Annotated in this window: 28 protein-coding genes and 1 pseudogene; 13 read left to right on the top strand and 16 right to left on the bottom strand. The window is 60.4% G+C overall.

Annotation, left to right across the window (positions count from 1 at the left end; all coding sequences use genetic code 11):
* Positions 1-368 precede the first annotated feature (368 nt).
* Complete coding sequence (locus F3H58_RS16630; protein WP_149742967.1) at positions 369-1,532, bottom strand: M20 aminoacylase family protein; 1,164 nt, start codon at positions 1,530-1,532, stop codon at positions 369-371.
* 224 nt (positions 1,533-1,756) lie between these two features.
* On the opposite strand from F3H58_RS16630, the gene F3H58_RS16625 reads away from it, so the two are divergent.
* A complete protein-coding gene (locus F3H58_RS16625; RefSeq protein WP_161988025.1) occupies positions 1,757-2,812 on the top strand; it encodes a D-alanyl-D-alanine carboxypeptidase family protein in 1,056 nt (351 codons plus the stop codon).
* A gap of 191 nt (positions 2,813-3,003) precedes the next feature.
* Entirely contained in the window at positions 3,004-4,146 is a 1,143-nt protein-coding gene (locus F3H58_RS16620) for a CobW family GTP-binding protein (RefSeq protein WP_149742965.1), read from the top strand.
* Positions 4,147-4,385: 239 nt separating this feature from the next.
* Here F3H58_RS16620 and F3H58_RS16610 read toward each other — a convergent pair whose 3' ends face one another.
* The 5 genes from F3H58_RS16610 to F3H58_RS16590 form a co-directional block, all read right to left on the bottom strand.
* Positions 4,386-4,622 carry a sulfurtransferase TusA family protein gene (locus tag F3H58_RS16610; RefSeq protein WP_137004993.1) on the bottom strand — a complete coding sequence of 79 codons (237 nt, stop codon included), beginning with the start codon at positions 4,620-4,622 and terminating at the stop codon, positions 4,386-4,388.
* The gene (locus F3H58_RS16605; protein ID WP_149742964.1) at positions 4,619-5,917 is read right to left on the bottom strand and encodes a L,D-transpeptidase family protein; all 1,299 of its coding nucleotides are present in this window, start codon (positions 5,915-5,917) and stop codon (positions 4,619-4,621) included. Before F3H58_RS16605 ends, F3H58_RS16610 begins: the two co-directional genes overlap by 4 nt.
* Positions 5,918-6,108: 191 nt before the next feature.
* Positions 6,109-7,062, bottom strand: a complete 954-nt coding sequence (locus F3H58_RS16600; RefSeq protein ID WP_149742963.1) for an acetyl-CoA carboxylase carboxyltransferase subunit alpha — start codon at positions 7,060-7,062, stop codon at positions 6,109-6,111.
* Positions 7,063-7,124: 62 nt separating this feature from the next.
* Positions 7,125-8,117, bottom strand: a complete 993-nt coding sequence (gene xerD / locus F3H58_RS16595) for a site-specific tyrosine recombinase XerD (protein WP_149742962.1) — start codon at positions 8,115-8,117, stop codon at positions 7,125-7,127.
* Positions 8,114-8,287, bottom strand: coding sequence for a hypothetical protein (locus tag F3H58_RS16590; RefSeq protein ID WP_035239639.1), 174 nt, complete (start codon positions 8,285-8,287; stop codon positions 8,114-8,116). The genes xerD and F3H58_RS16590 overlap by 4 nt, the downstream gene beginning before the upstream one ends.
* Positions 8,288-8,474: 187 nt before the next feature.
* On the opposite strand from F3H58_RS16590, the gene F3H58_RS16580 reads away from it, so the two are divergent.
* Together F3H58_RS16580 and aroB are read left to right on the top strand one after the other, a co-directional pair.
* A complete protein-coding gene (locus F3H58_RS16580) occupies positions 8,475-9,056 on the top strand; it encodes a shikimate kinase (protein WP_035262338.1) in 582 nt (193 codons plus the stop codon).
* 5 nt (positions 9,057-9,061) lie between these two features.
* Positions 9,062-10,195, top strand: coding sequence for a 3-dehydroquinate synthase (aroB, locus tag F3H58_RS16575; RefSeq protein WP_149742961.1), 1,134 nt, complete (start codon positions 9,062-9,064; stop codon positions 10,193-10,195).
* A gap of 25 nt (positions 10,196-10,220) precedes the next feature.
* Here the strand turns inward: aroB and F3H58_RS16570 are convergent, their stop codons facing one another.
* Complete coding sequence (locus tag F3H58_RS16570) at positions 10,221-10,502, bottom strand: BolA family protein (protein ID WP_065656776.1); 282 nt, start codon at positions 10,500-10,502, stop codon at positions 10,221-10,223.
* 114 nt (positions 10,503-10,616) lie between these two features.
* Between F3H58_RS16570 and F3H58_RS16565 the strand changes: the two genes are divergently transcribed.
* The 4 genes from F3H58_RS16565 to F3H58_RS16550 all read left to right on the top strand — a co-directional run bounded on the left by F3H58_RS16565 (position 10,617) and on the right by F3H58_RS16550 (position 15,337).
* Positions 10,617-11,252 (top strand): J domain-containing protein, encoded by a 636-nt coding sequence (locus F3H58_RS16565; RefSeq protein ID WP_059755848.1) that lies wholly within the window; start codon positions 10,617-10,619, stop codon positions 11,250-11,252.
* 68 nt (positions 11,253-11,320) lie between these two features.
* Positions 11,321-12,310: a cobaltochelatase subunit CobS gene (cobS, locus tag F3H58_RS16560; RefSeq protein WP_149742960.1), complete on the top strand. Its 990-nt coding sequence runs from the start codon at positions 11,321-11,323 to the stop codon at positions 12,308-12,310.
* Between the two features lie 107 nt (positions 12,311-12,417).
* Complete coding sequence (gene cobT, locus F3H58_RS16555; RefSeq protein ID WP_127755896.1) at positions 12,418-14,322, top strand: cobaltochelatase subunit CobT; 1,905 nt, start codon at positions 12,418-12,420, stop codon at positions 14,320-14,322.
* 37 nt (positions 14,323-14,359) lie between these two features.
* Positions 14,360-15,337 carry an esterase-like activity of phytase family protein gene (locus F3H58_RS16550; protein WP_188128963.1) on the top strand — a complete coding sequence of 326 codons (978 nt, stop codon included), beginning with the start codon at positions 14,360-14,362 and terminating at the stop codon, positions 15,335-15,337.
* 33 nt (positions 15,338-15,370) lie between these two features.
* Here the strand turns inward: F3H58_RS16550 and F3H58_RS16545 are convergent, their stop codons facing one another.
* Both F3H58_RS16545 and rpmB read right to left on the bottom strand, forming a co-directional pair.
* Positions 15,371-16,006, bottom strand: a complete 636-nt coding sequence (locus F3H58_RS16545) for a queuosine precursor transporter (RefSeq protein ID WP_149742958.1) — start codon at positions 16,004-16,006, stop codon at positions 15,371-15,373.
* A 163-nt stretch (positions 16,007-16,169) separates the two neighbouring features.
* Positions 16,170-16,460: a 50S ribosomal protein L28 gene (gene rpmB, locus F3H58_RS16540; protein ID WP_003509888.1), complete on the bottom strand. Its 291-nt coding sequence runs from the start codon at positions 16,458-16,460 to the stop codon at positions 16,170-16,172.
* 252 nt (positions 16,461-16,712) lie between these two features.
* Between rpmB and F3H58_RS16535 the strand changes: the two genes are divergently transcribed.
* Positions 16,713-17,486: a DUF3108 domain-containing protein gene (locus tag F3H58_RS16535; protein WP_125144924.1), complete on the top strand. Its 774-nt coding sequence runs from the start codon at positions 16,713-16,715 to the stop codon at positions 17,484-17,486.
* A gap of 5 nt (positions 17,487-17,491) precedes the next feature.
* On the opposite strand, the gene F3H58_RS16530 is transcribed toward F3H58_RS16535, so the two are convergent.
* Positions 17,492-17,932 (bottom strand): cupin domain-containing protein, encoded by a 441-nt coding sequence (locus tag F3H58_RS16530; RefSeq protein ID WP_188128958.1) that lies wholly within the window; start codon positions 17,930-17,932, stop codon positions 17,492-17,494.
* Positions 17,932-18,702 carry a hydroxyacylglutathione hydrolase gene (gene gloB / locus F3H58_RS16525; protein WP_003523305.1) on the bottom strand — a complete coding sequence of 257 codons (771 nt, stop codon included), beginning with the start codon at positions 18,700-18,702 and terminating at the stop codon, positions 17,932-17,934. The genes F3H58_RS16530 and gloB overlap by 1 nt, the downstream gene beginning before the upstream one ends.
* A gap of 105 nt (positions 18,703-18,807) precedes the next feature.
* On the opposite strand from gloB, the gene F3H58_RS16520 reads away from it, so the two are divergent.
* From F3H58_RS16520 to F3H58_RS16510, 3 genes and pseudogenes are all read left to right on the top strand, one after another.
* On the top strand, positions 18,808-19,569 hold the full coding sequence (locus F3H58_RS16520; protein WP_078051970.1) for a class I SAM-dependent methyltransferase: 762 nt from the start codon (positions 18,808-18,810) through the stop codon (positions 19,567-19,569).
* A gap of 84 nt (positions 19,570-19,653) precedes the next feature.
* Positions 19,654-20,760, top strand: a complete 1,107-nt coding sequence (hisC, locus tag F3H58_RS16515) for a histidinol-phosphate transaminase (protein WP_080857443.1) — start codon at positions 19,654-19,656, stop codon at positions 20,758-20,760.
* A pseudogene (locus F3H58_RS16510) lies at positions 20,754-21,689 on the top strand (prephenate/arogenate dehydrogenase family protein); the annotation flags it as partial. The gene hisC and the pseudogene F3H58_RS16510, both read left to right, overlap by 7 nt.
* A gap of 168 nt (positions 21,690-21,857) precedes the next feature.
* Here the strand turns inward: F3H58_RS16510 and F3H58_RS16505 are convergent.
* Entirely contained in the window at positions 21,858-22,859 is a 1,002-nt protein-coding gene (locus F3H58_RS16505; protein WP_149742956.1) for a DUF2125 domain-containing protein, read from the bottom strand.
* Positions 22,860-22,908: 49 nt separating this feature from the next.
* Here F3H58_RS16505 and F3H58_RS16500 point away from each other — a divergent pair, with 49 nt between their 5' ends.
* Positions 22,909-23,460, top strand: coding sequence for a gamma-glutamylcyclotransferase (locus tag F3H58_RS16500; RefSeq protein ID WP_137004980.1), 552 nt, complete (start codon positions 22,909-22,911; stop codon positions 23,458-23,460).
* On the opposite strand, the gene F3H58_RS16495 is transcribed toward F3H58_RS16500, so the two are convergent.
* From F3H58_RS16495 to ftsE, 4 genes are all read right to left on the bottom strand, one after another.
* Positions 23,433-24,230 carry a lysophospholipid acyltransferase family protein gene (locus F3H58_RS16495; RefSeq protein WP_065657055.1) on the bottom strand — a complete coding sequence of 266 codons (798 nt, stop codon included), beginning with the start codon at positions 24,228-24,230 and terminating at the stop codon, positions 23,433-23,435. The two genes, F3H58_RS16500 and F3H58_RS16495, sit on opposite strands and share 28 nt — an antisense overlap.
* Before the next feature lie 115 nt (positions 24,231-24,345).
* On the bottom strand, positions 24,346-25,062 hold the full coding sequence (locus F3H58_RS16490) for a YdcF family protein (protein ID WP_188128962.1): 717 nt from the start codon (positions 25,060-25,062) through the stop codon (positions 24,346-24,348).
* A gap of 128 nt (positions 25,063-25,190) precedes the next feature.
* Positions 25,191-26,198 carry a cell division protein FtsX gene (locus tag F3H58_RS16485; RefSeq protein ID WP_078053333.1) on the bottom strand — a complete coding sequence of 336 codons (1,008 nt, stop codon included), beginning with the start codon at positions 26,196-26,198 and terminating at the stop codon, positions 25,191-25,193.
* The gene (gene ftsE / locus F3H58_RS16480) at positions 26,191-26,850 is read right to left on the bottom strand and encodes a cell division ATP-binding protein FtsE (protein ID WP_003497447.1); all 660 of its coding nucleotides are present in this window, start codon (positions 26,848-26,850) and stop codon (positions 26,191-26,193) included. Before ftsE ends, F3H58_RS16485 begins: the two co-directional genes overlap by 8 nt.
* Positions 26,851-26,905 lie beyond the last annotated feature (55 nt).

Here is a 26,905-nt window from a genome sequence, read left to right as displayed (position 1 = left end):
ATACCGCTTCGGCTTTCGCCGCCGTCCCGCCATTTGCCGGCAAGACGTTCGTGGTCTGGACTGTCCCTTCACCATGGGCCTTGCGGCCTTTAGGTGCTGCCCATCCAGTCTCTACACCTTCACCGGATTTCTCCGGAGCTTGGCTCGGGATTGGCATGCTGGAAGACCAGCGAAGCTTTCCCCGACTTTGAGCAGATCGATTGCGTCGTTTCCGGGCGCAACCCCCAATTTGTCTTAGGAATCCTGTGCTCTATCCTGCTGAGCTACGTGGACACTGAATTGCTCTTTAACCTGACGATGCCTGCGGATCAACCGCGTTCTTCATCGCGGTCGATCTCTTCCTCGGCTTTCTTCGCGTTGGCCCGCAATCAGCTCGTCAGGCGCTGTTCGGCCAGTTTCACCCAGTAGGAAATGCCGTAAGCGATGGCCTCGTCGTTGAAATCATACCCCGGATTGTGAAGCCCGGCCGAATCGCCGTTGCCGATGAAGATGAAGCATCCCGGTCTTTCCTTCAGCATGAAGGAGAAATCCTCTCCCGCCATGGAAGGATCGACATCGGGGTCGACATTCGGTTCGCCCGCCACATCGCGGGCCACACGGATGGCGTGGTCGGTCTCGGCGGCATGGTTGAAGGTCACCGGGCAATAACGCTCATAGACGACTTCCGCTTCCGCGCCGTTGGCAAGGGCAATGCCTTCCGCCATCTGCTTGATGCGATCCTGCGCCAGATCGCGCACAGTTTCATCGAGGCTGCGCACCGTGCCGGCGATCAATGCCTCGTTGGGGATGATGTTGTGGCTGGAGCCGGCCTGAAAGCGGGTGACGGAGACGACCACCGAGCGGATCGGGTCGGCATTGCGTGAGGCGATCATCTGCAGGTTGCCGACGATCTGCGCGCCGATGGTGATGGGATCGACGGTGCGGTGCGGCTGGGCGGCGTGGCCGCCACGGCCCTTGACGGTGATGGAGAATTTGTCCGGTGCAGCCATGATGCCGCCCTTGCGGATGGCGAAGGCGCCGAGCGGAATGCCCGGCATGTTGTGCATGCCGTAGACCTCGTTAATGCCGAAACGCTCCATCAGGCCGTCCTCGACCATGGCGAGCGCGCCCGCACCCCCTTCTTCCGCCGGCTGGAAGATGACGGCGATGGAGCCGGCGAAGTTGCGGGTCTCGGTAAGATATTTGGCCGCGCCAAGCAGCATGGCCGTGTGTCCGTCATGGCCGCAGGCATGCATGGCGCCTGCGGTTTTCGAGGCCCAGGGCTTGCCGGTTTCCTCCAAAATTGGGAGAGCATCCATATCCGCGCGAAAGCCGATGGTGCGATTGCCCGGAAGATTGCCCCTGATGATGCCGACCACACCCGTGCGGCCGAGACCGGTCACGATTTCGTCAACGCCGAAAGATTTCAGCTTCTCCGCAACGAAGGCCGCGGTGTTGTCGACATCATATAAAATCTCGGGATTTTCATGCAGGTGACGCCGCCATTCGCTGACTTCCTGCTGGAGTTCGGCGGCTCTGTTCAAAATCGGCATTCGTTCATTCCTGGGTTCATCGGTGCGGCGTGTCGTAAAATCCTATCCTCCGTGGTGGATAGTGCGCCGCATAATTGACGTAATCAATGTACTTTGCCATTGCTAGGACATATATGGTGAATATTGCCATTCCCCGACCGAAGACGGGAATTCGAGGACAAGCCTTGCCACAGACTTTTAAATCGCCAATCGCCGCCAGACGGCTCTCCGCAGCCGTTGCCATCATGACCGCAGGCCTCGTTGCCGCAGCACCCGTGGCAAATGCCAATCCGAAAATGGTGGTCGATGTCAAAACCGGCAAGGTGATTTCCCATCAGGAAGCCTTCCGCAAGTGGTATCCCGCTTCGCTCACCAAGCTGATGACCGCCTATATCGCCTTTTCGCAGATGAAGGCCGGCAAGATCAGCCCGCAGACGGAAGTGGTGATGAGCAAGAAGGCCGCCGATCAGCCGGCCTCGAAAATGTATTTCAAGCCCGGCCAGAAGCTGACGATGGATAGCGCTTTGAAGCTGCTGCTCATCAAATCCGCCAATGACATCGCCGTGGCGATCGCCGAGACCATCGGCGGCACCAGCGACAATTTCGTGGCGCAGATGAATGCGCAGGCGCAGCGGCTGGGCATGAGCTCCACCCGTTACATCAACGCCAATGGCCTGCCCGGCAAGGGACAATATACGACCGCCCGGGATCTGGCGCTGCTGGCGCTGATCATCAAGCGCGAGTTTCCGGAATATGCCCATTATTTCTCGCTGGAAGGCGTCAGCACCGGCAAGAAGAACTACGCCAATTTCAACATGCTGGTTGGCCGTTTCGATGGCGCGGATGGTATGAAGACCGGCTTCATCTGTGCCTCCGGCTTCAACCAGGTGTCGTCGGCCGTGCGCAATGGCCGCTCGGTCATCACGGTCGTGCTGGGCGCGGACAGCCTCGCCGGACGCACCGATCAATCGGCCGATCTGTTGCAGATGGGGCTGACGGCGCCCTCGGGCCAAGGCGTTTCGCTCGCCGCGCTGGCGCCCTATGGCGATACCGGTGATGTCAACGATATCAGCGCCGAAATCTGCAACCCGAAGGCCGCCAAGGTGCGCAGCGAAAGCCGCGACGAGGCTGGCCGCATGGTCATCCATTCGCCCTATGTGCAGGAAATGACCCGCCCGCCGGAATATTCCTTCGCCGGTCTCATTCCGGGCAGCGAGACGGTGGCGGTGAATGCCACCAAGGGAGCCGGCAAGGGCGAACTGGCCAACGTGCCGATCCCGATCCCGCGCCCGACATTCTGATGATCGGTAACTGCCTCGAGGCCGAGCCTCGCGGTCGCAATGCGGTTTGTGTATTCGCAGGTCGATGATGTTATGATATTACAGTATCGCTCGCGGCTTCCAGGCGCGGGCGATTTCTTTAGCTGCAAGCGGCTCCGGGTTTCGTGTCGTCCAGTGACATGCCGGAGCGGCCATCAACACACAGGCAAATCATGTCTCGCGATCGCATCCCGGTTTCCATCATCACCGGATTTCTCGGCGCCGGAAAATCGACGCTGCTCAACCGGCTCCTCAAGGATCCGGCGATGAGCGATGCGGCGATCATCATCAATGAATTCGGCGATGTCAGCATCGATCACATGCTGGTCGAAAGTGCTGGTGAAGGCATCATCGAACTGGCGGAGGGCTGCCTGTGCTGCACGGTGCGCGGCGAGCTGGTGGATACGCTGGCGGAACTGATGGACGGCATTCAGACAGGCAAGCTGAAGCCGGTAAAACGGGTGGTGATCGAGACCACGGGCCTTGCCGATCCCGCCCCCGTTATGCAGTCGGTCATGGGCAACCCGGTCATCGCGCAGAATTTCGTGCTGAACGGCATGATTACGGTGGTGGATGCCGTGAACGGCCTTTCCACGCTGGACAATCATCAGGAGGCGGTGAAACAGGCCGCCGTGGCTGACCGTCTGGTGATGACCAAGCGCACGCTTGCCGATGCCGCCACGATCTCCGCGCTCACAGCCCGTCTACAAGCGCTCAATCCGCGCGCGACCATCGAGGATGGCGACAAAACCGAGTGGAGCGCTACGGGGCTTCTCGATAACGGCCTTTACGATGCCGGCAGCAAGAATGCCGATGTCGGCCGCTGGCTGGGCGAAGAGGCGGTACACGATCGCCACGATCATGATCACGGTCACGACCATCACCACCATCATGGCGATCACGACGATCACCACCATCATCACGATGTGAACCGGCACGATGCGTCTATCCGTTCCTTCTCGATCATTCACGATCAGCCAGTCAGCCCGATGGCGATCGACATGTTCGTTGATCTGCTGCGCTCGGCACATGGTGAAAAGCTCCTGCGCATGAAGGCCATCGTCAAGCTGTCGGATAATCCGGCCCGGCCGCTGGTGCTGCATGGGGTGCAGAATATTTTCCACACGCCGGAGCGCCTTGCGGCGTGGCCGGATCCGGCTGATCAGCGAACCCGCATGGTGCTGATTACGAAGGATTTGCCGGAGGCTTTCGTGCAGGACCTGTTCGCGGCCTTCACAAGCGCACCGGGCATCGACCGGCCGGACAGGCAGGCGATGACAGATAATCCGCTGGCGGTTTCGGGGTTGCGGTTTTAGATCACGCGATGACGTTGAAATCAGTGGGTGGGGTTACCCCCCTCTGCCCTGCCGGGCATCTCCCCCTCAAGGGGGGAGATCGACAAGCGGCTTGCTTCGAACATCTTATCGATGCAGTAGCCCGAAGTGCAGAGCTTGTGAGAAAGCGAGCGGTCGCCACAACTGATCTCCCCCCTTGAGGGGGAGATGCCCGGCAGGGCAGAGGGGGGTAAGCCCGGCGCGTAAGCGTTGGACCTCGGTTACACGCCCTTCACAATGCGAAACCGATGCCCCTTTTCCAGCGCAGTGGTTTCCACCAGCCTATGCCCATCCTCATTGCACATATGCGTAATATCGATCACCGCCAGCGGATCGGTCGTCTCGACGGTCAGAACATCTCCCGCCTTCAGGGTTGCGAGTTTCTTGCGGCTTCTCAAAACCGGAAGGGGGCATTTAAGCCCCCTCAAATCATAGACAATCTCGGCCGTGTCGCTCATTCCTTGGCCCAGAACTTCCAGAATGGCTTCTTTTCCGGCGCTTCGGGTGCAGGTGCTGCGGAATAGGCAAGCGGGTTCATGGCCGGAACCGGGATGCTCTGGGCGGCAGCTCCGGTCTGGCCGGCTGCTGCGGGTGTAGCCGAGGCAACCATCGTCGGTGCCGCCGGGGCCGGGTTCGATTGCGGTGCCGTGGCGGGCTGTACAGCCGAAGGCCGTGGGCCGCGCAGGGAAGAAGCGGTTGCGGTCGTGGCCGGAGAGGAGGTGGTCACCTGCTGCGCCTTTTTCTCCATCAGCGCGGCATATTCCGTTTCCTTCATCAGCTTGCCGGCCTTCAGCGCCGAGCCGGTCGGGGCATAGGCGGGCTCGCGGCCCTTGCGCTTTTCGGCGACCAGCGCCTTGCGCTCGGCTTCGCTCGGGTCGTACCAGGCCATGCCGTCATATTTCTTCATCGCCTTTTCATAGGCGAGATCGTAGGTCTTCTCGTAGCTCGAAAGCGCGCTGACGAGCGCCGGCGGTGTGCTCATGGCCGGGCATTGGGCAGACGCGTTGAAGCTGCCGCCTTCCGTCTGCTGGTTGAAGACATATTTCTTCTCGCAGACATTCACTTCCGGCGGGCGTTTGGTCACCTCGAAATTGTCGTAACCGACCTTCAGCATCTTCCAGAATTCGAGATGTTCGCTCTGGCGGTGGCGGGCCATGTTTTCCGCTGTCATGCGGAAGGGAAAGGCCTGCAGCTGCACGGTCTTCTGGCCGCCCTTGAAGGCGTCGCGCGCAAAACCGTAGATTTCAAGAATCTGCGCATCCGTCATCGAATAACAGCCGGAGGACGAGCAGGCGCCATGGATCATCAGATTGGTGCCATTGCGGCCATTGGCGGCATCGTAGCGGTTCGGGAAGCCGGTATTGATGGCGAGATAATATTTCGAGTTCGGATTGAGATGCGCGGGCGTCAGGTTGTAGAAACCTTCCGGCGCCTGCCGGTCGCCTTCCTTCACCTTCGGGCCGAGTTTGCCGGACCATGCGCAAATCTCATAGCTGGCAATCTTCTCGAAACGGTTGTCGCGCCTGGCTTTCCAGATTTCCAAGGCACCTTCTTCCTTGAAGATGCGGATCATGATCGGCGAGGTGCGGTCCATGCCCCTTTTGTCGATCTCGGCAAGGATGGCCGGAGACAGCGGGTAATCGACCTTGTTCTTGACGTGGGAGACGTCGCGTTCAACGGTTTCGAGCGTATCGTTGCAGCCGGCAAGAACGAGCGCGGTGCAGGCAAGAAGTGCAAAATGTGTCAAACGCATGATCTGATCCGAAAGACGATGGCACGAAGCGGCGGCAGTTCTACACCGTCCCGTGTATATTTTAAATACGGTATTAACCGTTTACATCTTCTTAACTCAAATCGGATCCGCCCCGCGGCCGCCGATACATCTTTTGATGTGACCGGACTATGGCCGAGTTGGGGCGAGATTCAAGGAAAATAAGGCCGGCGTTAGAGATTCCGGCCAATATCCAGGAACTTCTGGCGGCGTTCAGCGCGCAGCTGTGTGCCGGAACGCTGGGAGAGATCCGCCAGCGCCTTGGCGATGATATCGCCGGTCGCACCGATCACGGTTTCCGGAGCACGGTGTGCGCCGCCGATCGGCTCCGGAATGATTCCGTCGATGACGCCGAGCGCCTTCAGATCTTCCGAGGTGATCTTCATGTTGGTTGCGGCTTCCTTGGCGCGGGTCGAATCGCGCCAGAGAATGGAGGCCGCACCTTCCGGCGAGATCACCGAATAGATCGCATGTTCGAGCATGTAGACGCGGTTGCCGGTGGCGATCGCGATTGCGCCGCCCGAGCCGCCTTCGCCGATGACGACGGAGACGATCGGCACCTTCACGTTGAGGCACATTTCCGTCGAGCGGGCGATGGCTTCGGCCTGGCCGCGTTCTTCCGCGCCGACGCCGGGATAGGCGCCTGCCGTATCGATGAGGGTTATAACCGGCAGCGAGAAACGGTCGGCCAGTTCCAGCACGCGGATTGCCTTGCGGTAACCTTCCGGGCGCGGGCTGCCGAAATTATGCTTCAGGCGGCTTTTGGTGTCGTTGCCCTTTTCCTGGCCGATAATGGCGACGGGCTGACCGTTGAAGCGGCCGAGGCCTGCCTGAATGGCGGCGTCTTCGGCAAACTTGCGGTCGCCGGCCAGCGGCGTGAAATCGGTGAACAGCGCCTTGGCGTAATCGACGAAATGCGGACGCTGCGGATGGCGCGCGACCTGCGTTTTCTGCCAGGCGTTGAGCTTGGAATAAATGTCCTGCATCGCGTCGTTGACGCGCGATTCCAGACGGTTGATCTCCTCCGAGGTGTCTATGCTCTCGTCTTCATCGGCAAGCTTCTTCAGCTCGATGATCTTGCCCTCAAGGTCCGAGATAGGTTTTTCGAAGTCGAGATAATTGTGCATGAGATCCGTTTCCGATCGTTTTGCGCAAGGTTTGACCGGATTATCCGGCGGTTCCGGTCGCTCTAATCAAGGTTTTTGCCCTGTTTGGCAAGGGGGTGATGTGTTTGTACCAGCTCTTGCAAGCGTTCTTCCAGCACATGTGTATAGATTTGTGTCGTGGAAATGTCGGAATGGCCGAGCAGTTCCTGCACCGCGCGCAAATCCGCGCCGTTCTGCAGAAGGTGGCTGGCAAAGGCGTGGCGCAGCACATGCGGCGATATCGCAGACGGGGTCAGGCCCGCACGGATGGCGATGTCCTTGAGGTCGCGGGCAAAGACCTGGCGGGGCAGGTGGCCTTCCTTGCTGTTGGAAGGAAACAGCCACGGGCTTTCCGGTGTCTCCGGTTTTTTCTGCGAAGCGGCCACCTTGCTTTTCTCCGATGCGAGCGCCTTTCTGGCAGCCTCGTATTTTTCCATCGCCTCGATGGCGGCGCGGGAAAGAAGAACCATGCGGTCCTTGTTGCCCTTGCCGCGTATCATCAGGAAGCGGCCTTCCTGACGCAGCACCTTGACCGGCAGCGAGACGAGTTCGCTGACACGCATGCCGGTGGCATAAAGCAGTTCGAGCAGCAGATGCATGCGGATGCGCGCCATCTGGCCGGGACCGGATGTGGCGGCTTCCTGCGCGGCAAGGCTAAGAAGCCGGTTCACATCGGCGACGCTCATCGTTTTCGGTAAAGCGAGCCCTTTCCTCGGCGCATCGATGATGCCGGTCGGGTCGTCGCCGCGCAGCCCTTCCGAATAGAGAAAACGATAGAATTGCCGCATGGTGGAAAGACGTCGCGCCTGTGAGGTTGCGGCAAAACCCTGAGCGGAAAGATGGGTCAGATAGGCGGAAAGGTCAGGCGTCTGCGCTTCCGTCAGGGTCTGGCCGCGACGGCCGAGAAATTCGCGCAGGTCAGCAAGGTCGCGCTCATAGGAAGAGAGCGTGTTGGCGGCTGCCCCGCGTTCGGCGCTCATCATTTCCAGAAAACTTTCCAGCCGCGCGCCGTCGCGCCCTCCTGCCGGTCCGCTCATGGGGTGCGCCTTGCCGGTTCGGTCGACGGCGGGTTCAGTCGCTCGGAAGGAATGCGTACCGTCACTTCGCGGTCGCGCGGTTTGACGACCATGACGAGCAGCACCATGCCGCCATAGATCAGCCCCGCGATGGTCGCCAGTATCATCGTGAAGCGGAAGAGGGTGGGCATGGCGGCTCCGTGCAGGTGGCGGTCGAAACGTATATGCGGTGCGGCGAAAGCGGCGACAAGATCAAAATGCCCGCTCCGCCCGTGCCGCATGCGGCGATGATTGTGATTCACCGCAATTCAGTCAGCAATTTGGCTTGACGCTTCGTAAACATTTGCAGATATCCATGCCAAACGGGCTTTCAAATCTATGAATGAAACGAATTTATCCGTCCCGGCCACACTCGGGGAGCAAGCGCGGGCAAAGCTCGGACGGCGAAACATCGTCTTCGTCGGGCTGATGGGGGCTGGAAAGTCGGCGGTGGGCCGCATGGTCGCCCAGCAGCTCAGGGTTCCTTTCATCGATACGGATGTCGAAATCGAGCGCGTTTCGCGCATGACAATATCCGAACTTTTTGCCACCTATGGCGAGGAAGAATTCCGGGCGCTGGAAACGCGGGTCATCAAGCGGCTGCTTCGCGGCGGTCCCAAGGTCATCTCCACCGGCGGCGGCGCCTTCATCAACGACAATACCCGCCGGCACATCACGCGCGGCGGCATTTCATTGTGGCTGAAGGCCGATCTTGAGGTGTTGTGGGAGAGGGTCAACAAGCGCGACCACCGCCCGCTTCTCAAGACCGAAAACCCCAAGGCGACGCTGGCGGCCCTGATGGAGAAGCGCTATCCGATCTATGCGGAAGCGGATCTGACCATCGAATCCCGCGATGTCCGCAAGGAAATCATCGTGACAGAAGTGCTGGCCGCCATAGCCGGCATCGAACAGAAAGACTGATCCCCATGACGCCTTCCGAAATCCACGCCGATGAACGTCTCGTGCATGTGCCGCTCGGCGAGCGCGCCTATGACATTCTGATCGGACCGGGCCTCATCGGACGTGCGGGCGGCGAAATTTCGGCGCGGATGAAGGGCCGGCGCGCGGCCATCATCACCGATGAACATGTCGCCCCGCTCTACCTCGAAGGCCTGATGGACGGCTTGCAGACGGATGGTATCGAGGCCGTTTCGCTGACTTTGCCGGCGGGCGAAAAGACCAAGAGTTTCGAGCATCTCGTCACCGTCTGCGATGCGGTTCTCGCCGCAAGGGTGGAGCGTAACGATGCGGTAATCGCGCTCGGCGGCGGCGTGATCGGCGATCTCGCCGGTTTTGCGGCCGGTATCGTCCGCCGCGGCGTTCGTTTCGTGCAGATACCGACCTCGCTTTTGGCGCAGGTGGATTCCTCGGTCGGCGGCAAGACCGGCATTAACACCCGTCATGGAAAGAACCTGATCGGTGTTTTCCACCAGCCCGATCTGGTTCTGGCCGATACGGCGGTGCTCGATACGCTCAGTCCGCGCGAGTTTCGCGCCGGCTACGCCGAAGTCGTCAAATACGGCCTGATCGACAAGCCGGATTTCTTCTTCTGGCTGGAAAAGAACTGGGATGAAATCCGCACCGGCGGCCCCGCCCGCATTCAGGCGATTGCGACGAGCTGCCAGGCGAAAGCCGATGTGGTGGTGGCCGACGAGAAAGAAAATGGCGTGCGCGCCCTTCTGAACCTCGGCCATACATTCGGCCACGCTCTGGAAGCGGCGACCAGTTACGACAGCAAGCGGCTGGTGCATGGCGAAGGCGTCGCCATCGGCATGGTGCTGGCGCACCAGTTCTCCGCCCGCCTTAACCTCGCAAGCCCGGACGATGCCGCCCGCGTAGAGGCGCATCTGAAGGCCGTCGGCCTGCCGACGACGATGAAGGATATTCCCGGCGCGTTGCCGCCGGTCGAAACGCTGATGGCGGCAATCGCGCAGGACAAGAAGGTGAAGGGCGGCAAGCTCACCTTCATCCTCACCCACGGCATCGGCCAGTCCTTCGTGGCCGATGATGTTGCGGCGTCCGAGGTACAGTCCTTCCTGTCGGAAAAGCATCCGGGTTAAGGCCGCGAGACAAAGGAGGCCGTGCCTAGAACCGCACCGCTTCCCCCGGCGCGGCCGCCTCAATCGCCAGTGCATGCAGGCCGGCATCGAGTTCCGGCTTCAAAAGCGCGTTGATCGCCCGGTGGCGCTCGACGCGAGACTTGCCGGAAAAGCTTTCCGACACTATCTGAACACGCATATGCGTCTCGCCCGTGCCGGTCATATCCGGCTGGTGGCCGGCATGCATCAGGCTTTCATCGACGACCCTCAGGCGCTCCGGTGAAAAGCTTTCCCGAAGCTTCGTTTCTATGCGTTCTCGCAGGGACATGCGACGGGCTCCATTCTCGTTGGCTGGTCTTGAAGGGGGCTACCTAAAAGCCAGCAACATTCCGCTTTGTCAATTCTTGTTGTGCGGCTTTTCGCACCCCATAATCAGGGCATCATGAAACTGGATTCGAAATATTTCGATCGCATCCGCACGCGCCGGAAAAGGGAGAGGGAACCTGAGGTTCAGGCCCCCACCTGCCAGTGGGACGGATGCGACAAACCGGGTATTCACCGGGCACCCGTCGGCCGCAATGCCGAGGGGCAATTCTTCCTGTTCTGTTTTGAGCATGTGAAGGAATACAACAAGGGCTATAATTATTTTTCCGGCCTGTCCGACAGCGAGATCGCCCGTTACCAGAAGGAAGCGATCACCGGCCATCGCCCCACCTGGACAGTGGGCGTCAACAAGACGGCGCGCGACAGCCCGCTGCACTCCACGCTGCGTTCCGGCACGGCAAGCGGGAACGCCCGTATCCGCGATCCTTTCGGCTTCGCCGGCGGTTTTGCGGGCGGCGCAAGGGCAGGCGGCACCCGCATGCAGCAGGACCGAAAATTGAAGACGCTGGAGGCAAAAGCCTTCGATACGCTCGGTCTTTCTTCCACCGCAAAGCAGGAAGACATAAAAAGGCGCTACAAGGAGCTTGTCAAAAAGCACCATCCTGATGCTAATGGTGGCGATCGTGGTTCGGAAGAGCGTTTTCGGGCTGTTGTTCAAGCATATCAATTGTTAAAGCAGTCAGGTTTCTGCTAAGCCAACTTATGTGTTTACCGCCTGATTGATGATGTGGCCGGGTGGCTGCCGCCCGCCTTGGAGACGTGATGAGCAAAATCGACCTTGATATTTCCAACCTGCCCGACACGACGGTGTCCGTGCGGGAGGTTTTCGGCATTGATACGGATCTGCGGGTTCCCGCCTATTCCCAGGGCGACGCCTATGTGCCTGACCTCGATCCCGACTATCTTTTCGACCGCGACACGACGCTCGCGATCCTTGCCGGTTTTGCTCACAACCGACGTGTCATGGTCTCCGGTTTCCACGGCACGGGTAAATCCACCCATATCGAGCAGGTGGCTGCGCGCCTCAACTGGCCCTGCGTTCGCGTCAACCTCGACAGCCATGTCAGCCGTATCGATCTCGTCGGCAAGGACGCCATCGTGCTTAAAGACGGCAAGCAGGTCACCGAATTCAAGGACGGCATTCTGCCCTGGGCCTACCAGCACAATGTCGCGCTCGTTTTCGACGAATACGACGCTGGTCGCCCGGACGTGATGTTCGTCATCCAGCGCGTGCTGGAATCCTCCGGCCGCCTGACCCTGCTCGACCAGAGCCGCGTCATCCGTCCTCACCCGGCCTTCCGCATTTTCGCAACCGCCAACACCATCGGCCTTGGCGATACGACCGGCCTTTATCACGGCACGCAGCAGATCAACCAGGCGCAGATGGACCGCTGGTCCATCGTCACCACGCTGAACTACCTGCCGCATGAGCAGGAAGTGAACATCATTGCCGCCAAGGTGAAGAGCTTCGACAATCCGAAGGGCCGTGAAACCGTCTCCAAGATGGTACGCGTGGCCGATCTCACCCGTTCGGCTTTCATCAATGGCGATCTTTCCACGGTCATGAGCCCGCGTACCGTCATCACCTGGGCGGAAAATTCGGAAATCTTCGGCGATCTCGCCTTTGCCTTCCGCGTAACCTTCCTCAACAAGTGTGACGAGCTGGAGCGCACGCTGGTGGCTGAGCAATATCAGCGGGCTTTCGGCGTCGAGCTGAAGGAAAGCGCTGCGAACATCGTTCTCAGCGCCTGATCGTCCCCGGCTTGTCCGGAGAAGATCACCGATGACTTGAAGACGCCGGTGGGGCGCGCGATCTTCCGATCGCGTGCCGCAGGCGCCGACAAATGACAGGAAAGACAATGGCAGGGCGCGGCGACAATTCCAGAGCAAAACCGGGTACGGCGGTCGATACGGAGCCGTTGCGTCAGGCGATTGCCGGATGCGTGCGATCCGTCGCCGGCGATGCCGAAGTCGAAGTCGTCTTCGCCAATGAGCGACCGGGTCTTGCCGGTGAGCGCATGCGCCTGCCGGAAATCTCCAAGAAGCCGACTGCGCAGGAAATCGCGATTACCCGTGGCCTCGGCGATTCCATGGCGCTGCGTCTTGCCTGCCATGATGCCGATACCCATGCAGTGATGTCGCCGCAGGGCGCCGAAGCGCGGCTGATCTTCGATGCTGTCGAACAGGCGCGCGTGGAATCCATCGGCGCGCTGCGCATGCCGGGCATGGCCTCCAACATCCATGCCATGAACACGGAAAAATACGCCAAGGCCAACTTCGCCGGCATCAACAACAAGGACGACGCGCCGCTTGCAGAAGCCGTGGCGCTTTTGGTGCGCGAGAAGCTGACCGGTGAGAAGCCGCCGGAAAGCGCCGGCAAGGTTGTCGATCTGTGGCGCGATTTCATCGAGGACAAGGCGGCCGGCGACCTCAAGGATCTCTCCAGCGTCATCACCGACCAGAAGGCGTTTTCGCGGCTGGTACGCAAGATGCTGACCTCCATGCAGATGGCGGAAGATTTCGGCGACGAGGATAACGAGCCCGAGAGCCAGGAAGCGGAATCCAACGAGGACCAGCCGCGCACCAACGAGACGGAAGAAGAGCAGGTCGAGGAAGAGGCCGGCTCGGACGCGACGCCTGCCGATGAAAACGAGGCCTCGCAGGAGGAAATGGAAGAAGGCGAGATGGACGGCGCCGAGATGTCGGACGAGGAAATGTCCGACGATCTCGACGAGGATTCCGAAACGCCCGGCGAGACCCGCCGTCCCAACAGCCCCTTCGACGATTTCAACGAGAAGGTCGACTACCGCATCTTCACCCAGGAATTCGACGAGGAAATCCACGCCGAGGAACTGTGCGACGAGGCCGAGCTTGACCGTCTGCGCGCCTTCCTCGACAAGCAGCTCGCCCATCTTCAGGGCGCGGTCGGGCGCTTAGCGAACCGTCTGCAGCGCCGCCTGATGGCGCAGCAGAACCGCTCCTGGGATTTCGATCTGGAAGAGGGCTATCTCGATCCGGCCCGGCTTGTCAGGCTCATCATCGATCCCATGCAGCCGCTTTCCTTCAAGAAGGAGCGCGACACCAAGTTCCGCGATACCGTGGTTTCGCTGGTCATCGACAATTCCGGTTCGATGCGCGGCCGTCCCATTACCGTGGCTGCCACCTGCGCTGATATTCTGGCGCGCACGCTGGAGCGCTCGGGCGTGAAGGTGGAGATTCTGGGCTTCACCACCAAGGCCTGGAAGGGCGGGCAATCGCGCGAACAGTGGCTTGCCAATGGCAAGCCGGCGTCGCCGGGCCGTCTCAACGATCTGCGCCATATCATCTACAAATCGGCGGACGCTCCGTGGCGGCGCGCGCGGCGCAATCTCGGCTTGATGATGCGCGAGGGCCTGCTGAAGGAAAATATCGACGGCGAAGCGCTGATGTGGGCGCATAACCGCCTGATCGGCCGCCCCGAGCAGCGCAAGATCATGATGATGATCTCCGACGGTGCGCCGGTGGACGATTCGACCCTGTCGGTCAATCCGGGCAATTATCTGGAGCGGCACCTGCGCGCGGTCATCGAGCAGATCGAAACGCGCTCGCCGGTGGAACTGCTGGCTATCGGTATCGGCCACGACGTGACGCGTTATTATCGCCGCGCGGTGACCATCGTGGATGCGGACGAGCTGGCCGGCGCGATGACCGAGCAGCTTGCGGCGCTCTTCGAGGATACGAGCGGCGCTTCCGGTTCGTCCCGCAGGGTTCGCCGTGCGGGATAAGCGGGGCCGGGCTTCTTCCGCCTGCAAAACGCTTGCGATGGCCGCCATTCTGGCGGCCGCATCGTTGTGTCCGGTTTCCATCGGTGCTTCCACCATCGATATGCCGGTGAGCGTGCGCCTGCTTTCCTCTTTCGAGGTCGGCACCAGCGAAAAACGTTTCGGCAAGCTGGAATTTATCGGCGGCATGGTGATGAGCGCGCCGGAAAAGCTGTTTGGGGCGATATCCTCCATCCGTTTCCGCCCAAATGGGGAGGATTTCGTTGCGGTGCTGGATACCGGCCATTGGCTGACGGGCAGGGTCTTGCGTGACGCTCGCGGTGCTTTGTCCGGGCTTGCCGATGCCCGTATCACTCCCATGCTGGACATGAGCGGGCGCGAACCGCCCCGCAAGATGGAGATGGATGCGGAAGGGCTGGCGCTACGCGAGGGCAGGGTTTTCGTCAGTTACGAGCAGCGCCACAGGATCGATATCTATCCCGATCCGGGCTTCGCCACCGCAAAGCCGCTCGACCGCCTGCCATATCTCATCCCCAGCAACGAGTTGCGCCATAATGGCGGCCTGGAGGCTCTCGCGGTATCGCCCGCCGATTCGCCGCTCGCCGGCGCTCTGGTCGTGGTGGCTGAAAAAAGTATCGACACGGACGGCAATCTTCTCGCCGCCATACTGGAAGGTCCGCGCAAGGGCACATTTGCCGTCAAGCATCATCCGTCATTCGACGTGACGGACGGGGCGTTCCTGCCGAATGGCGACCTGCTGCTTCTTGAGCGCCGCTTCAATTTCGCCGAAGGCGTGGGCATGCGCATCCGTCGCATCCGTGGGGCCGATATCCGGCCGGGCGCGGTGGTGGATGGCGAAATCCTCATGGAAGCCGGCATGGCCTACCAGATCGACAATATGGAAGGCATGGATGTGGTGAAGGGGCCGGACGGCTCGACGCGCCTCATCATCGTTTCCGATGACAATCACTCGTTCCTCCAGCGCAACCTGATGCTGGAATTCAAGCTGGTGGAATAAAAAGCCCGATCGCGCGGGCTTCCAATCGGCTTTTCACAGCACTTTTGCAGGCGGCATCGGCTTCAGCGTGTTCATCAGCGCGCCGTAAGGCAGGAGCATGACGAGGCCGACGAGAACCTTCACCGAAAGATCACCCAGCGCCCAGGATATCCAACGGGGCGCTTCCACGGCGAAAACACCGAGAATGGGAGCGTTTTCGATGGCGAAGGCATCGTTGGGGCCGACGAAGGAGAAGCTTGCCGCAAAGGCGATGGAGAAGAACAGGGCCGTATCCAGCACCGATCCCAGCATGGAGCCGGCAAGCGGCGCGTGCCACCAGCGCTGGCGGCGCAGGCGGTTGAAAACGGAAATATCCAGCAGCTGGCCGATCAGATAGGCGGTGCCGGAAGCGACCGCGATGCGCGGAATGGATGTCCAGAAGGACAGCGTGACCCCGACGACGAAGCCGGCAAGCACGACGCGGCGGGCGATGGAGGGGCCGAACTGGCGGTTGGTCAGGTCCGTGACGAGGAAGGCGATCGGATAGGTGAAGGCGCCCCAGGTCAGAAGATCGCCCAGATTGACGCCGAACAACGAGCCGGAAAGCGGGTATTGCACCAGAATATTGGACGCGACGACCACCAAAGTCATCAGCAGGACATAGATAAGCGTAAAGCGCAGATAGGGCATTTTTTTTATCCTGGGTGATGCCACCAGTTGGAGCCAAGCATCGGAGGAAAACATCTCAAACGGTTTTCGCGAAACCCGATGCAACGAAAATCTGGAACAAACAAAAGGCTTGAGCGGCAAAGCCATTCAAGCCTTCTGAATTCAGATGATGTCGAAACCGCTATTAAGCAGCTTCGGCCGTCTTCTTGGCGATCTGGCGGCGCAGGAGACGAGCGCGCATGCTCAGTTCGTTTTCGCCGGACTTCAGAAGGAAGGCATCGAGGCCGCCACGGTGTTCAACGGAGCGCAGAGCTGCTGCGGAAACACGCAGGCGGAAACGCTGGCCGAGAGCATCGGAGATCAACGTGACCTGGCAGAGGTTCGGAAGGAACCGGCGCTTGGTCTTGTTGTTGGCGTGGCTGACGTTGTTGCCCGTCTGGACGCCCTTGCCGGTCAATTCGCATACACGGGACATGGGTACACCTATTTCGTTTCGTCTGTTTCACCACTGGCTCGCCACCGGCAAAACCGGCGTGGCAATCCAACTGGCCATGATTGGAAAGTTGCGGTTCTATAGTCAGACGAGACTTAACAGTCAAGCCGCTCGCGATCAAATGAAAGGAAATTCCGGCGTTTTCAACCGGCATCCGCTTTTTTATTGCCACAAGTCAGCGTATATGATCGCCCGATAAGGCCGCTTCCGCGCCTCTTTTAAGGTGATATCGAAATGATTGCCAGAGGAAAAAGCATTTTCGTGGCCGCGACAATAGCGTTAGCGGGCGTCTCCCCCTCGCTCGCCGCCGAAGCGCGCCACACAAGCGAATACAGCATCAATCTCGGCATTTTGCCGATTGCCAAAGCGAGTTTCTCGACTCGCATGGATGGACCGAATTATTCGATCTCCGGTTCCTTCAGCGCCGCCGGCCTTGCCAGCATCCTCAAGGATATTTCCGGCAAGACGACCGTTTCCGGCGCCAAGCGCGGCCACCGGCTGCAGGCCAACGAATATTCGCTGGTCTACAAGGACGGCAAGCGGGTGCGCACCTATGACGTTGTCTATCGCAACGGCAACGTCACATCGACGACGGTGAAGCCTGAGCCGAAAGCCCGGCCGGACAACTGGGTGGATGTGAAGGACCGCGACCTGCGCTCGGTTCTCGATCCGATCTCCGGCCTCATCATTCCCGCGGGCGGCCGCATCTGCCCGACCCGCCTGCCGATCTATGACGGCGAATCGCGACTCGATCTGGTTTTGAGCTCCAGCGGCACCAAGCCGTTCAAGACCAATGGTTTTAATGGCGACGCCATCGTCTGCAAGGCGCGGTATGTGCCGAAGTCGGGTTACAGGCAGGGGCGCAAGGATATCGAATATCTGAAATCCATCTCCATGGAGATCTGGTTCGCCAAATCGAACAACATGGATGTCTATGCGCCCGTCTATGCCATCATTCCGACCCGGGTGGGGCAGGTTTACATCACCGCCACGAAATACGGCGGCTGAGGCAATTACGGCGCATCGCCCGGCGACCAGCCGGGCTCTGCCATAACGAAACTCGAAAAGGCAAAGCCCGGCGAGACGGTACAGCCGACGAGCGTGAAGTCCCCGAGGCTTTCGGCCGATTGCCAGCAATTGGCGGGAACGATGACCTGCGGGCGCTCGCCTTCAAGAATGGCGGGGCCGAGCGTGAAGGTCTGCACTTCCCGGCCGTCCTGCGAAAGATGCAATGCGATGGGCGTGCCGGCATAATAGTGCCACACCTCTACCGCATCGGTAACCCGGTGCCAGTGCGAGCGGTCGCCCTTTTCCAGAAGGTAGTAGATCGCCGTCGAATGGCCGCGCTCACCGCCCGCCTTATCGCGGAACGTCTGGTGATAAAAACCGCCCTCGGGATGCGGCTCCAGCCCCAGTTCGCGAATGATCGCCTGCGCCGATATATCCGTTCCCATCAGAAATTGTCCTTGCGTGTGCGGATTTCCGCGAAAACATCGGCATCGGTGGCGCTTTCAAGGCCAAGATATTTGCGAATACCGGCATCGGCCACCCGCATATAGGGATTGGTCTGTTTTTCGAGCCCGATGGTGGTGGGAATGGTGAATTCATTCGCCTGCCGCGCCTTCTCGATGTGGGCCGCGCGCTCGCTCAGCACAGCATTCTCCGGATCGACGGTGAGGGCGAAACGGGCATTCGTCAGTGTATATTCATGGCCGAAGTAAACCTTGGTCTCATCCGGCAGCGCCATGAGTTTCTGGAAGGAATGCCACATATCCGCCGCCGGACGTTCGAACAGGCGGCCGCAGCCCATGGCAAACAGCGTATCGGCGGCAAACAGCAGCCCGTCATCGGGCAGGTAATAACAGATATGTCCCGCCGTATGGCCGGGCGTGGCGATGACCTGAACGCGACGGCCGGCGAATTCGAATTCGTCGCCATCGGCCTGCGAACGGTCGAGACCGGGGATCGCAACCGCTTCGTCGTAGGGGCCGTGAATTTCGCAGCGGAACTTGTCTTTCAGGGCCAGATTGGCTTCCACATGGTCCTGATGGTGGTGGGTGGTGAAGATATGGGTGAGCTTCCAGCCGTGGCCGTCGAGCGCCTGCAGGATAGGTCCTTCTTCCGGTGCGTCTATGGTGGCTGTCGCGCCGCTTTCGGGATCGTGCAGGAGAACCCCGAAATTGTCGCTGCGGCAAAGAAAGACGTCTATTTCCAAAGGTTTCATCTTATCCTCTCCATTTGCCGGCCAAAACCGGCGCATCGCCCGCCTGACCTTCTATGTAAGGGCAGACGCCTTGAAGTCCAACCGCCTGATGCTACATTCTCGCCCATGAATACCGATATCGTCGATCTGCGCGAATTCTATCATTCTCCGCTTGGCCGTTCGGCCGAGCAGGCGATCACCATGGCGCTTTCGACGCTATGGCCGCCTTTGCCGGAAGAGCGGCTGGTCGGGCTTGGTTACGCCGTGCCGTTTCTGGAGCGGTTTCGTCGCGATACGGAGCGCACCTTCGCCTTCATGCCGGCGGGGCAGGGGGCGGTGAACTGGCCGGCGGGCGAGCTGTCTTCCACGGCGCTGGTTTTCGACGAGGAACTGCCGCTGCCCGATGCGTCGATAGACCGGGTCTTGATGGTGCACGCGCTGGAATTTGCCGAAAATCCGCGCGAAAGCCTGAAGGAACTGTGGCGGGTGCTGGCGCCCGGCGGCCGTCTGGTGATCGTGGTGCCGAACCGGCGCGGCGTCTGGGCACGCATGGAACATACGCCCTTCGGTTCCGGAAGGCCCTATTCACGCGGACAGCTGACGGCGCTTTTGCGGGAAACCAATTTCACGCCGGGCGCCACCGCCGAGGCGCTGTTCTTCCCGCCCACCACCAGCCGGCCGATACTGAAATTCCGCCGCTATCTCGAACATACCGGCCGCCGGCTGTGGCCGCTTTTTTCCGGTGTCATCGTGGTGGAAGCCCAGAAGCGTCTCTATCAGGGATTGCCCGTCACCCAGCGCGCCTCGCGTCGCGTTTTTGTGCCCGTGCTGGCCCCGCAGGGGGTGCCCACCACCCGCACTGCCGCAGGCCAAGGAAAGCCGCGCTGACCCTCGACAAAGCGCCCATTCCGGTCTAATGCCTCCGGCATTGCTTTTGCCGGGTTCTCCGGCGCTTTTCCAAAGGTCGATCAAATGAGTGCAGAGCTTAGCCAACCTGTTCCGCGTCCGGGTATTCTGGATATCGCCGCTTATGTTCCGGGCAAGGAACATGTGGACGGCGTTGCGAAGGTTTATAAGCTCTCCTCCAATGAGACACCGCTTGGGCCCAGCCCGAAGGCGATTGAGGCTTTTGGCGCTGCCGCCAGCCATCTGGAAATTTATCCGGACGGACAGGCGATCGCGCTGCGTCAGGCGATTGCCGACGTGCACGGTCTCAACATCGCGAATATCATGTGCGGCAACGGTTCGGACGAGCTTCTCGGCCTGCTTTGCCACGTTTATCTGGGCGCCGGCGATGAGGCGATCATCACCGAACACGGTTTCCTCGTTTACAAGATCCAGATCATGGGCGCGGGCGCGACCCCGGTGACGGTGAAGGAAAAGGATTGTGCGGTGGATGTGGATGCGATCCTCGCCGCCGTGACGCCGAAGACCAAGATGGTTTTCGTCGCCAATCCGGGCAATCCCACCGGCACCTATGTTCCCGTTGCGGAAATCCGCCGCCTGCAGGCCGGCCTGCCGAAACATGTCGTGCTGGTGCTGGATGCGGCCTATGCCGAATATGTTCGCAAGAATGATTACGAGGCCGGTCTCGAGTTGGTCTCCGGCAACCGCAACGTGGTGATGACGCGCACCTTCTCCAAGGTATACGGCCTTGCCGCCCTGCGCGTCGGCTGGATGTACGGCCCTGCCGCTGTCATCGATGCATTGAACCGCGTGCGCGGCCCGTTTAACATGAGCGCGCCGGCTATCGCGGCGGGTGCTGCGGCCATCCGCGATCAGGCCTTCGTAGAGAAGGCCGTGGCGCATAACGCGCTGTGGATGGAAAAGCTGGTCACGACCTTTACCGGCCTTGGCCTCACCGTCACGCCTTCGGTCACCAACTTCATCCTCATCCATTTCCCGGATCAGGACGGCAAGCGCGCGGCGGATGCGGACGAGTTCCTGAGCCGCCGCGGTTACATTCTGCGTGCGGTACGTGGCTACGGTTTCCCGAATGCACTGAGAATGACCGTCGGTTCGGAAGAGGCCAATCTCGGCGTCATCGCGGCCCTTACCGAGTTCATGGGGCAGGCGTGATGGCTGAGATCATGTTTGAACGCATCGCGCTGATCGGCATCGGCCTGATCGGCTCGTCGATTGCCCGCGATGTCAAAGAGCTGGGGCTTGCCCGCCATGTGACCATTTCCACCCGCAGTGAAGACACGCTGAAACGGGCGGAAGAACTGGCGCTTGGCACGGATTACACCGTTTCGGCGGCGGAGGCGGTCACGGATGCCGATCTCGTCATCGTCTCGGTGCCGGTCGGTGCTTCCGAGAGCGTTGCGCAGCAGATCGCGCCACATCTGAAGCCGGGCGCCATCGTCACCGATGTCGGCTCCACCAAGGCTTCGGTCATCGCACAGATGGCGCCGCATATGCCTGACAATGTGCATTTCATTCCCGGCCATCCGCTGGCGGGTACGGAAAAATCCGGCCCGGATGCCGGTTTTGCCGGTCTCTTCCGCGACCGCTGGTGCATCTTCACGCCGGTGCCGGGCACGGATGCCGAGGCTCTGGAGAGGCTGAAGGATTTCTGGCGGGCGCTTGGTTCGCGCGTCGATGAGATGGATGCCGAACATCACGACAAGGTCTTGGCGATCGTGTCGCATCTGCCGCATATCATCGCTTACAATATCGTCGGCACGGCGGACGATCTGGAGACGGTAACCGAATCGGAAGTCATCAAATATTCCGCCTCCGGTTTCCGCGATTTCACCCGTCTCGCCGCCTCCGATCCCACCATGTGGCGCGATGTCTGCCTGCATAACAAGGATGCGATCCTTGAAATGCTGGCGCGGTTTTCCGAAGACTTGGCGTCCCTGCAAAGGGCGATCCGCTGGGGAGAGGGCGACAAGCTGTTCGAACTGTTTTCCCGCACCCGCGCCATCCGCCGTTCTATCGTGCAGGCAGGCCAGGATGTTGACGCACCGGACTTCGGCCGTCACGCGCTGGACCAGAAGAAATAAATCGCCGCTGGCGACAGTCATGGCCGGATTTGATCCGGCCATCAGACCGCTGGCAAAGTGTCAGAGCTTTGCTTTCGTCATCCTTGGGCTTGTCCCAAGGATCTAAACACATCAACACAAACAACCGGTTGCAGATCCTCGGGACAAGCCCGAATATGGCGCTAAACGTCAAATCGGCGGGATTTTCCCAAGCGGAATAAAGCCGCTGACCGTGGCGCGGCCACGATCCACAACGAGATCGACGGATGCCCGGTCACCGCCGCCGGCGAGCGCGCCGAGCAGCTTGCGGGCCGTATCGATGGTGGACTGCAGCTGCGGGAAGACCTGCTTGGCATTGTCCGACCATGCGCCGAGCTTTTCGATTTCCAGCTTGAACTGGCCGGAGAGATAGCCCTCATTGTCGAAGGAGAAGGGGCCGCTGATGCGCATGGTGCGGCCCTCGCCAATATCGGCCACCAGCCTGCGAAGCTCGCCGCTCGCGCCATAAAGGCCCGATCTGTCGCTGCCATCCACCATGCCCGCCTTGCCGGCAAGGGTGACATCGGCGATGGCGTTGAGGCGCGGCAGAAGCTGTGGCCAGTCCTTGATGACGGTTGTGGAGTCGGTGAGCGTGATGGCCCCGTCGAGATCCGCGCCGTTCTGGCGCAGATGCATTTCCGTTTTGACCGCATCGAAATCGATGGTCTGGCCGGTGACGGAAGAAACCGCCTGCGCCTTCAGCCCGTCGATGACGAGCGAGCTGCGGTCGATGCCCTTCAACTTGGTGACGATGCTGGACTGCATGTTCTGCCAGGCGGCCGAAATTGTCAGGCCATGGGCGGAACGGATCTCCGCGGGCGAATCGAGTTCCCAGACGATGTGGCCGGGATTATAGACCTGCGCTGCCGAGCGAAGTTCGCCGAAGGAAGCGGAAACGCCGTTCTCCTTGTCATCCACCGTCACTTTGGAGCAGAAGAGGCCGATCCGGAAGGGATAACCCTTGAAGGCGATATCGCCGCATTCGCCGCTGACGCTGCGGGCCTGCGAGGGGGCAATGACGTTCAGAACCGTCTGCTTCAGCCTGTCGGCGGCGTAAAACCACCCGGCGGTATAAAGTCCGATGACCACGAGGATGGCGATGGCGAGCCAGAGGAATTTTTTGGCGGTGCCGGATTGGCTTGACGCTGCCATATTGATCTCCGATGAACAGACTTCAGACAATTTCGATTTGGCTTGGGATATGGACGATTTTTGGGTCTTTGGCTACGGTTCGTTGATGTGGAACCCCGGCTTCGCCTTTGAAGAGCGGCAGCAGGCGCGGCTGCACGGGTATCGGCGCTCGCTTTGTATCAGTTCCAACTTTTATAGAGGCACCGAAGAAAAGCCCGGTCTCGTTCTCGGCCTGGAGCGCGGCGGCTCCTGCCTTGGCGTCGCTTTCCGCGTGCGCGGACAGGACCGCGAGCCGGTCATGATCTATCTGCGCGAGCGCGAACTGGTGACGAATGTTTATAAGGAGCGGCTGGTTTCCATCGCGCTTTCCGATGGCAGGCGCAGCAGCGCGGTGACCTATGTGGCCGATCCCGCGCATGAGCAATATATCGGCGGTCTCGGCGTTGCCGAATCGGCGACCATCGTCGCAGCCGCATCGGGCCGGTCCGGGCCGAATACGGATTATGTCTTCAACACCGTGCAGCATCTGCAGGAGATGGGCATTCGCGATTCCCTGCTGGAGAGCATCGCCAAAAATGTCGGCGCGCTTGCCGCTCAGCCGGCGGCGGTTTCCTTGCCCTGAAGTTCGGCGATCCGCTTCACGGCGGTCGGCGGCAGCGGCAAATGCGGGTTGTTGCGCACGGTTTCCAGCAGCAACTCGTCGCTCGCCTTTTCCGTTACATCGATCAGGCGCTTGAAAAACACGTCGGGGTCCAGACCCGGCTCGATGGCCGGCAGGATACGCACCTTGAAATGGCCGGGATAGCGCATGGTGGACCGGCGCGGCCAGAACAGGCCGGGATGCATGGCGACGGGAATGACCGGAACCTGCAGATCGCGGTAAAGCCTTGCGATGCCGTAACGGTATTCGGGCTCGGCGCCCGGCGGGCGGCGCGTGCCCTCGGGATAAATGATGAGTTCGCGACCGGCGGCCATTTCCTCTTTTGCCCGCTCCATCACCTTCAGCATCACCTTGCCGCGTGCGGCGCGGTTGACCGGGATCATGCGCTGTTTCATGGCGTACCAGCCGAACAGCGGAATCCACAAAAGCTCGCGCTTCAGAATATAGACCGGATCGGGAAGATTGGGCAGCAGCGCATAGGTGTCCCAGAAGGACTGGTGTTTGGGTGCGAAGATGCAGCCGGTTTCGGGAATGTTTTCCAGCCCTTCGACCTCGAAGGTGGTGCCGACGATGGTTTTCATCAGCCAGTGGTTGGATCGCGCCCAGTTCTTGGGAATTTCATAGGCGATCTTGCGCGGCAGGATGAAATAGATCGGCGTCAGCACGATCATGCGGACAATCAGGTTGAGATAAAACAGCGTATTGAAAAGAAAAGAGCGCAGCTTGAGCATCAACAGCCTTCCCGGAGCGCAGCCGTTCCGAAGCCTTGGACAGGCCTCGATGCCGGATGCCGATGCCAGACGCCTACACGAAAACAAGGGGCCGCAGCAAGCGCGTTCTCGCCGGTCAGGATGAAGCGCTTGTCGTCTTTATCCGGGAATGATCGGCGGCGGCCTTGCGCAGACCGTCACCCTTGCCGAAACCGGTGAGGTCGCGTCCCGCCGCCGCCACGAACTTCAGATATTCGTAAAGCATGGTTCTCACCACATCCGGTTCCACGAACCAGTTGGTGCGGGCAAGATCGGCGCTGATGACGGGATAGGCGATGAATTGCGTCTGCGGGCTGGCGCTGCGCAATTCATGCAGGCTGCGATGCATGTGATAATTATTGGTGACGACGACGATGGAGGAATAATTGTGGTCGCGTATCCAGCTTGCCGCCTCACTGGCGTTGCCGATTGTGTCTATCGCCTTGTAGCCCATATCCACGCAGCAGGAAAACATGTCGGATGACCCTTGCGTCATCTTGCGGATTTGCGAGCGGGTGGTGGCCGGGTTGACGCCGGAAATCAGAAGCCGTTTGCCCACGCCGTCTCTCAGCAGGCCGACCGCCTGTTCGATACGCTGATAACCGCCGGTAAGCACGATGATGGCATCGCCTCTTGCCCCTTCCGGCGGACGCATGGAGGCGACGGAATCGGCAAACCAAAGGAAACCGCCGGAAAATGCGCCGAGCACAATGACGCAAAGCAGGATGAGGCCGCGAATAAAACGGCGCAGAGGACCGCGCCGCGACAACAGGCCCTTTCTGGCCGGTCGCGCTGTCGCCTGATCCTGGTCCATCCGACTCACAAACATTCCTCCTGAATACTCGCCGATTAAGGCAAGGAACAGGCATTTTTGTCCACCGTCTGCAGGTTACATCCGGCTTGTGACGCTTTCAGTCTTACCGCAGGATTCCGGGGGTGTTCTCACGATGCAAGGCCGTCGCTTTTCGATGGATCGGAGCGGACGCGGTCGATATCGTCGATGGTGCGGATGACGGTCACGCGCGCCGTGATTGTGGTCAAAAGCGCGATGATGATCATCGTCATGGCAATGCCGAAATAACCGCCGAGACCGACCGAAAACGAGCCGAAAAGCGCGCTCGCCTGATCGCTCTGCGGCGTGGCGACCGTGCTCGATTGCCAGAAACCGGCGACAAGGAAAACCGCCGCGGCCAGAGCGCTGCCCGCCGCCGCCCCCTTGAGGCTGATCTTCAGGAAGTGTTTCTGAAATTCGCGCGCTACAAAACTGCTTTCCGCGCCAACGAAATGCAGCACCTCAACGATATGCCGGTTGCCGGAAAGCGCGCCGCGCGTCGCAAACACCACGGTCAGCACCATGGCGGTAAAGACGAGGATAAGAACGCCGACGCCGATCATGACGGTGGTTCTGGCCATGGAGACCAGCCTGTCGACCCAGGTGCGGTGGTCGTCCAGAAATGCCTGCGGAATCTCCGCCTTCAGCATATCGCGCATCGCCTGGAAATCGGGCGGATTGTTTTCGTCGATGGTGATGACGACGAGACGCGGCACCGGCAATTCGGAAAGATCGAGACCGCTGCCGAGCCAAGGCTCCAAAAGGCGCGATGTCGCCGCATCGTCGAGGATGGTGCCATCCCGCGTGCCGACGAAGGTGAGCGCCAGGTTGCGCGCCTTATTCAGCGCCGCATCCATGTCCAGCCCGTCCTCGGGCTTGATCTGGATGGTGATCTCACGGGAAATCTGGCTCTGCCAGGTGGCGGCGGTGGCGCGCACCATGGAGACGGCGCCCAGCGTCAGGCAGGCGAGAAAGGCCATGATGGCGATCACCACCATCAGCGCATTGCCCTGAATATTGGAGGGCGGCAGGATGGGCGCCATCGGGCGTATGCGCATGGGCGGGCGCTTCGGCTGGGCCGTTTCCGGCTTCAATTGTTTGCGGTTGATCTCATTCATAGATGTCGAGCCGCCCTTCGGTCAGGATCATCCGGCGCGCATCGATCTGGTCCATCAGGCCGAAATCATGGGTGGCGATGACGACGGCCGTGCCCAGCCGGTTGAGTTCCAGAAAAAGGTTGAGAAGGCGCTTGGCCATCGGCGGATCGACGTTGCCGGTCGGCTCGTCGGCCAGCAGGATTTCGGGCTGGTCCATCAAGGCGCGGGCAATGGCGGCGCGCTGCTTTTCCCCGCCGGAAAGAATGGCCGGCAGAACATTGATGCGCTCGCCGAGCCCCACCCACTTCAGAAGCTCGATCACATCGTTGCGATAGGCGCTCTCTTCCTTGCCGCGCACACGCAGCGGCAGGGCGACGTTCTCATAGGTCGTCAGATGATCGAGCAGCCGGAAATCTTGAAACACGATACCGACGCGGCGGCGCAGCATCGGCAACTCGCTGCGCGGAATGCGCGACACATCGCGGTTGAACATGCGGATATTGCCGCGTGTCGGCTGCAGCGACATTAAAAGCAGGCGGAGCAGCGTCGTCTTGCCGGCGCCCGATGGGCCGGTCAGAAACTGGAACGAACCCTTGGGGATATCGAAGGTCATGTCCCTCAGGATCTCGGGTCCCATGCCGTAACGCAACCCGACATTTTCGAAATGGATCAACGGACTTCCAGTCTCTTCGTTTCGTGGTGGTTCGCAAGCCGCTGGCGCGTGGGGT

Origin of the sequence: Rhizobium sp. NFACC06-2 (assembly GCF_900101425.1) — a bacterium.
GTDB classification, from domain to species: Bacteria; Pseudomonadota; Alphaproteobacteria; order Rhizobiales; family Rhizobiaceae; genus Agrobacterium; species Agrobacterium leguminum.
This window is presented reverse-complemented; position numbering and strand designations above follow the sequence as displayed.

Bases quoted from the DNA above. Each gene is read 5' to 3' on its own strand.
- F3H58_RS16630 (WP_149742967.1), bottom strand. From the start codon at position 1,532: ATGCCGATTTTGAACAGAGCCGCCGAACTCCAGCAGGAAGTCAGCGAA.
- F3H58_RS16625 (WP_161988025.1), top strand. From the start codon at position 1,757: ATGACCGCAGGCCTCGTTGCCGCAGCACCCGTGGCAAATGCCAATCCG.
- F3H58_RS16620 (WP_149742965.1), top strand. From the start codon at position 3,004: ATGTCTCGCGATCGCATCCCGGTTTCCATCATCACCGGATTTCTCGGC.
- F3H58_RS16610 (WP_137004993.1), bottom strand. From the start codon at position 4,622: ATGAGCGACACGGCCGAGATTGTCTATGATTTGAGGGGGCTTAAATGC.
- F3H58_RS16605 (WP_149742964.1), bottom strand. From the start codon at position 5,917: ATGCGTTTGACACATTTTGCACTTCTTGCCTGCACCGCGCTCGTTCTT.
- F3H58_RS16600 (WP_149742963.1), bottom strand. From the start codon at position 7,062: ATGCACAATTATCTCGACTTCGAAAAACCTATCTCGGACCTTGAGGGC.
- xerD (WP_149742962.1), bottom strand. From the start codon at position 8,117: ATGAGCGGACCGGCAGGAGGGCGCGACGGCGCGCGGCTGGAAAGTTTT.
- F3H58_RS16590 (WP_035239639.1), bottom strand. From the start codon at position 8,287: ATGCCCACCCTCTTCCGCTTCACGATGATACTGGCGACCATCGCGGGG.
- F3H58_RS16580 (WP_035262338.1), top strand. From the start codon at position 8,475: ATGAATGAAACGAATTTATCCGTCCCGGCCACACTCGGGGAGCAAGCG.
- aroB (WP_149742961.1), top strand. From the start codon at position 9,062: ATGACGCCTTCCGAAATCCACGCCGATGAACGTCTCGTGCATGTGCCG.
- F3H58_RS16570 (WP_065656776.1), bottom strand. From the start codon at position 10,502: ATGTCCCTGCGAGAACGCATAGAAACGAAGCTTCGGGAAAGCTTTTCA.
- F3H58_RS16565 (WP_059755848.1), top strand. From the start codon at position 10,617: ATGAAACTGGATTCGAAATATTTCGATCGCATCCGCACGCGCCGGAAA.
- cobS (WP_149742960.1), top strand. From the start codon at position 11,321: ATGAGCAAAATCGACCTTGATATTTCCAACCTGCCCGACACGACGGTG.
- cobT (WP_127755896.1), top strand. From the start codon at position 12,418: ATGGCAGGGCGCGGCGACAATTCCAGAGCAAAACCGGGTACGGCGGTC.
- F3H58_RS16550 (WP_188128963.1), top strand. From the start codon at position 14,360: ATGGCCGCCATTCTGGCGGCCGCATCGTTGTGTCCGGTTTCCATCGGT.
- F3H58_RS16545 (WP_149742958.1), bottom strand. From the start codon at position 16,006: ATGCCCTATCTGCGCTTTACGCTTATCTATGTCCTGCTGATGACTTTG.
- rpmB (WP_003509888.1), bottom strand. From the start codon at position 16,460: ATGTCCCGTGTATGCGAATTGACCGGCAAGGGCGTCCAGACGGGCAAC.
- F3H58_RS16535 (WP_125144924.1), top strand. From the start codon at position 16,713: ATGATTGCCAGAGGAAAAAGCATTTTCGTGGCCGCGACAATAGCGTTA.
- F3H58_RS16530 (WP_188128958.1), bottom strand. From the start codon at position 17,932: ATGGGAACGGATATATCGGCGCAGGCGATCATTCGCGAACTGGGGCTG.
- gloB (WP_003523305.1), bottom strand. From the start codon at position 18,702: ATGAAACCTTTGGAAATAGACGTCTTTCTTTGCCGCAGCGACAATTTC.
- F3H58_RS16520 (WP_078051970.1), top strand. From the start codon at position 18,808: ATGAATACCGATATCGTCGATCTGCGCGAATTCTATCATTCTCCGCTT.
- hisC (WP_080857443.1), top strand. From the start codon at position 19,654: ATGAGTGCAGAGCTTAGCCAACCTGTTCCGCGTCCGGGTATTCTGGAT.
- F3H58_RS16505 (WP_149742956.1), bottom strand. From the start codon at position 22,859: ATGGCAGCGTCAAGCCAATCCGGCACCGCCAAAAAATTCCTCTGGCTC.
- F3H58_RS16500 (WP_137004980.1), top strand. From the start codon at position 22,909: ATGGACGATTTTTGGGTCTTTGGCTACGGTTCGTTGATGTGGAACCCC.
- F3H58_RS16495 (WP_065657055.1), bottom strand. From the start codon at position 24,230: ATGCTCAAGCTGCGCTCTTTTCTTTTCAATACGCTGTTTTATCTCAAC.
- F3H58_RS16490 (WP_188128962.1), bottom strand. From the start codon at position 25,062: ATGGACCAGGATCAGGCGACAGCGCGACCGGCCAGAAAGGGCCTGTTG.
- F3H58_RS16485 (WP_078053333.1), bottom strand. From the start codon at position 26,198: ATGAATGAGATCAACCGCAAACAATTGAAGCCGGAAACGGCCCAGCCG.